The organism is Bacillus mycoides (assembly GCF_001757995.1).
Lineage (GTDB): Bacteria > Bacillota > Bacilli > Bacillales > Bacillaceae_G > Bacillus_A > Bacillus_A mycoides_B.
In genome coordinates this window covers 1-3457 of record NZ_LXLV01000113.1, presented here as the reverse complement: position 1 = coordinate 3457, position 3457 = coordinate 1, and the positions used below count along the sequence as shown (strand labels likewise).

The window sequence follows — 3457 nt, the reverse complement described above, 5'->3', positions numbered from 1 at the left end:
GTAACTATTTATGTATGTCGAACAATTAAGAGGGCTTCCTGCCATCCCTTGTTCGAAGCCAATTCATCTCCCACCTACTCACTTCGCGTTCCTTGAGGAAGGAGTCTTCTTGGCTAAAATGATAAAATTTACATATCTAGAAAGGAGAGAATATGACAGCATACATCGCAGAAGTATTTGCCACTGCTTTACTTGTAATATTAGGAAATGGTGTTGTTGCAAATGTTCACCTAAGGGGAGCAAAAGGCCACAAAACAGGTTGGATGGTGATAGCTACCGGTTGGGGATTTGCAGTTGGGATTCCCGCTGTTATCTTCGGTGGGATTAGTGGAAATCATATTAATCCTGCTTTTACTATTGGTCTAGCGCTTAATGGAAAGTGAGTGGTGCTATCTATATCGTGCCATTGATAGCGATGGACATCCGCTTGATTTCCAACTTCGAAAAACACGTGATCATCAAGCAGCTTATATGTTCATGAAGCGACTTGTCAAAGCTTTTGGAGAACCAACGGTTCTTACTACAGACAAGGCTCCAGCCTTGCTTTGTGCGTTCAAAAAACTGAAAAAGAACGACTTTTATGCGCGTACGAAACATTGTACCATCAAGCATCTCAATAACCTGATTGAACAGGATCATCGACATGTAAAACGGCGCTTTGTCAAATCTTCTGGATTCCAAAATTTTCGTCATGCTTCACGTACTATAAAAGGTATCGAGACCATTCATGCCCCATATAAACAAAGGCGAGGTTTGCAAAGAGACTCCGCCTTTTCAACGTACAATGAACTTCAACAATTACAAGCTACTTCCTAAATATTGTTCCTCATTTACCGACCTGTTTATGCTTTTACAAACTTTGCAACAGAACCTAAACACTCATGTAAGCATCCAAATAGGGTGCTTTTTTCTCTGTTATATAGAAACTACACAATAAAAATGAAATTCAATAAAGTAGACATTAATTAAATATTCCACTAGCTAGCTTTTGATAAAGTACCTGTAAGGAATAAAATATCAGTCTGAAAGAATCGTACATCATATTCTTCAAATAATTGTTTGTTTACTTTTTCCCAGTAAATTTCTTCATTATATAAGTGATTGCAAAATGCCCATTTGGTTTTAAAGCTTTTTTTACCAAATTTATATAACTTATTCTTCTGTGTGGAGCAATGTGATGAAGACATCCTGAATCATACACAATATCATATGCTCCCTCTTCAATTTGTAAGTCAAAAATATTGTCGCAAATAAAATTTACATTTACATTTTGTTCTTTCGCTCGTTCTGTCGCCCATTGAATTGATTCTTGCGATAAATCTACTGCATCAACTAAACATCCTTTTTTAGCAAAGTAAATTGCATTCCTGCCTGGACCACATCCGAGTTCCAGGACTTTTCCTGGATTAAGTAATTTCCCCTCAAAATATTTCACTAAATTCTCATCTGGTTTATTAGCAAAAAAGGGGATTCCTTTTTCACGATTAGAATAAAAATCATCCCAAAACTGAGTTGTTTCACCGGTGTTAAAATCACGTGAACGAATCGTCAGCGAAATTGTAGATATAACAAAGGTTTCAAGAGCTGCTTTGTACAGGGAACTGAAAAAACGCGGCATCGTAAGAAACGAAAAATAAAGAGGAGGGGAAATAATATGAAAAAATTATCTGAAGCGTATGAGGGTATTAAGTTTTTTACGAGGGATGAAGAAGAAAACAAATATTTCGGAGTTGCCGAAAAGAACATTGAGAAGGAAATCAACCTTGTTGGTTTAGTTACAATTGGAAAAGGAGAAGAGTTTTCTCCGGATGAATGGAGTACAAATGATGAAGATTTTTATGTAGACGAAGAAACATTCGGTGAATATGAATATGTACTAACAGAAAGCGACGTTAAAGATATTATCATGGCTTATGAAAAAGAATTAGAAGCAATTGATGTAGAAAGCTACTTTGATTTTATGCAATTAGAAGAGCTGCCACTTGAAATCCATGAAGGTGTGCTAATGATGCTGAAGGAAAAGAATAGCAAAGATCATTTATCAAATTTCTTTGAAGAGGTTTACAATTTCTACGATGGACGTAATTATAGAAAAATTTCCTTGCAAGATGGAAACGGGTATTACGAAGCTGATCTGGATTACAATGTTTCGGAACCGATCGAAGATGGTTATGGTAGTGGATATTTTAAATATTTTTTCACGGACACAGCGACGATTTTAAAGGAGGAAGTTGAATATAATACTTATGAAGGGCATGTAGATAGTTTCTTTACAATAGTATCAATTGTGGAAGAAGAAGATAGGGAAGAAATTATCAAAGATCTTCATAATTTGGTGGAAAACGATGAGGGAATTGACGAAGAGACGAAAGAATTTTACATGAAAGAATGGGTAAAGGTATGGAAGAAATTTAGGTTAAAAGAACTGTTTTAATAGGGAGAGGAAGAAAAATGAGGAACAAAAAGGATGAAATGATGAAAGAAGCCCGAAAATCAATGGAATTATCGGGCTTCCATGTTAATAAAGACCAGGATGAATTGGTCCAAAAACAATTGGATGGGAAAATTTCTGAAGAAGAATTCTTGAAAGAAGTGAGAAGAAAATTAAATGAAAGTTTTGGACAGGGAAATTGACTATACTATAAAAACCCCACCTTATTTTTTAAGGTGGGAGTAGTTGTTTGTATGCATTTTATGTTATTGATTGGTGATGGGATATCTTTTCCTTATTGTTCATTAATATAACCATCTTTAATTTCAATAATTCGATTACATATAGAAGAAACTGTATCATCATGTGTTACTAAGATGAATGTTTTTCCAGTTTTGTTTATTTGTTTAAAAATGTTTAAAATCACTTCTTCAGTTTCTACATCGAGTGCCCCTGTTGGTTCATCTGCTAAAATAAGTTCTGGATCATTAATTAAAGCTCTTGCAATCGCAACACGTTGAGATTGACCTCCAGATAATTCTCGTGGATATTGATAAGTTTTGTCCTCTAATTCTAGTTGTTTTATTAAAGATATTACTTTAGCTTCTATTTCTGACTTTGATTTTCTAGCATACAATAATGGTAGGGCAATATTATCAAATATATTTTTCTCTTCTATTAAGGCATGGTTTTGTAAAATAAAACCAATTTTATTTTTTCTCCAAACAGCCGTTTCTTTATAATTAAGTTGTGTAATATCCTTATTATCAAAATAATAATTTCCACTAGTTGCTTGTTCTAATCCAGCCAAAATATGTAGTAAAGTTGACTTCCCTGTACCACTGCGACCTTTTATTGCAAGCATTTCACCTTGTTGAATAGTTAAATTAATTCCCTTTAATATTTCCTGCCTCATTTTTCCATTGTTATAAGACTTTTTTAAGTTAGTTAATGTGATCAATATTCTACACCTTTTTCTTTAATATGTTAGATATATTTAATTTTTTTAACTTAATGTATAAAGGT

General features: G+C 33.9%; 5 protein-coding genes and 1 pseudogene. 4 read left to right on the top strand and 2 right to left on the bottom strand.

Going from position 1 to position 3457, the window contains the following annotated elements; all coding sequences use genetic code 11:
* The first annotated feature begins 152 nt into the window (after positions 1-152).
* Positions 153-383, top strand: a complete 231-nt coding sequence (locus BWGOE10_RS29010) for an aquaporin (RefSeq protein WP_070145899.1) — start codon at positions 153-155, stop codon at positions 381-383.
* A gap of 1 nt (position 384) precedes the next feature.
* Positions 385-816 (top strand): annotated as a pseudogene (locus tag BWGOE10_RS29005) (IS6 family transposase); the annotation flags it as partial.
* A 247-nt stretch (positions 817-1063) separates the two neighbouring features.
* On the opposite strand, the gene BWGOE10_RS29000 reads toward BWGOE10_RS29005, so the two are convergent.
* Positions 1064-1567, bottom strand: a complete 504-nt coding sequence (locus BWGOE10_RS29000; protein WP_265340988.1) for a class I SAM-dependent methyltransferase — start codon at positions 1565-1567, stop codon at positions 1064-1066.
* Between the two features lie 87 nt (positions 1568-1654).
* Here BWGOE10_RS29000 and BWGOE10_RS28995 point away from each other — a divergent pair, with 87 nt between their 5' ends.
* Both BWGOE10_RS28995 and BWGOE10_RS28990 read left to right on the top strand, forming a co-directional pair.
* Positions 1655-2434, top strand: a complete 780-nt coding sequence (locus BWGOE10_RS28995) for a hypothetical protein (RefSeq protein ID WP_070145897.1) — start codon at positions 1655-1657, stop codon at positions 2432-2434.
* Between the two features lie 17 nt (positions 2435-2451).
* Positions 2452-2634, top strand: coding sequence for an antitoxin VbhA family protein (locus tag BWGOE10_RS28990; RefSeq protein WP_070145895.1), 183 nt, complete (start codon positions 2452-2454; stop codon positions 2632-2634).
* 92 nt (positions 2635-2726) lie between these two features.
* Here BWGOE10_RS28990 and BWGOE10_RS28985 read toward each other — a convergent pair whose 3' ends face one another.
* Entirely contained in the window at positions 2727-3392 is a 666-nt protein-coding gene (locus tag BWGOE10_RS28985; protein ID WP_070145893.1) for an ABC transporter ATP-binding protein, read from the bottom strand.
* Positions 3393-3457: the final 65 nt, after the last annotated feature.

Coding starts and splice junctions, on each gene's coding strand:
- BWGOE10_RS29010 (WP_070145899.1), top strand. CDS start 153: ATGACAGCATACATCGCAGAAGTATTTGCCACTGCTTTACTTGTAATA.
- BWGOE10_RS28995 (WP_070145897.1), top strand. CDS start 1,655: ATGAAAAAATTATCTGAAGCGTATGAGGGTATTAAGTTTTTTACGAGG.
- BWGOE10_RS28990 (WP_070145895.1), top strand. CDS start 2,452: ATGAGGAACAAAAAGGATGAAATGATGAAAGAAGCCCGAAAATCAATG.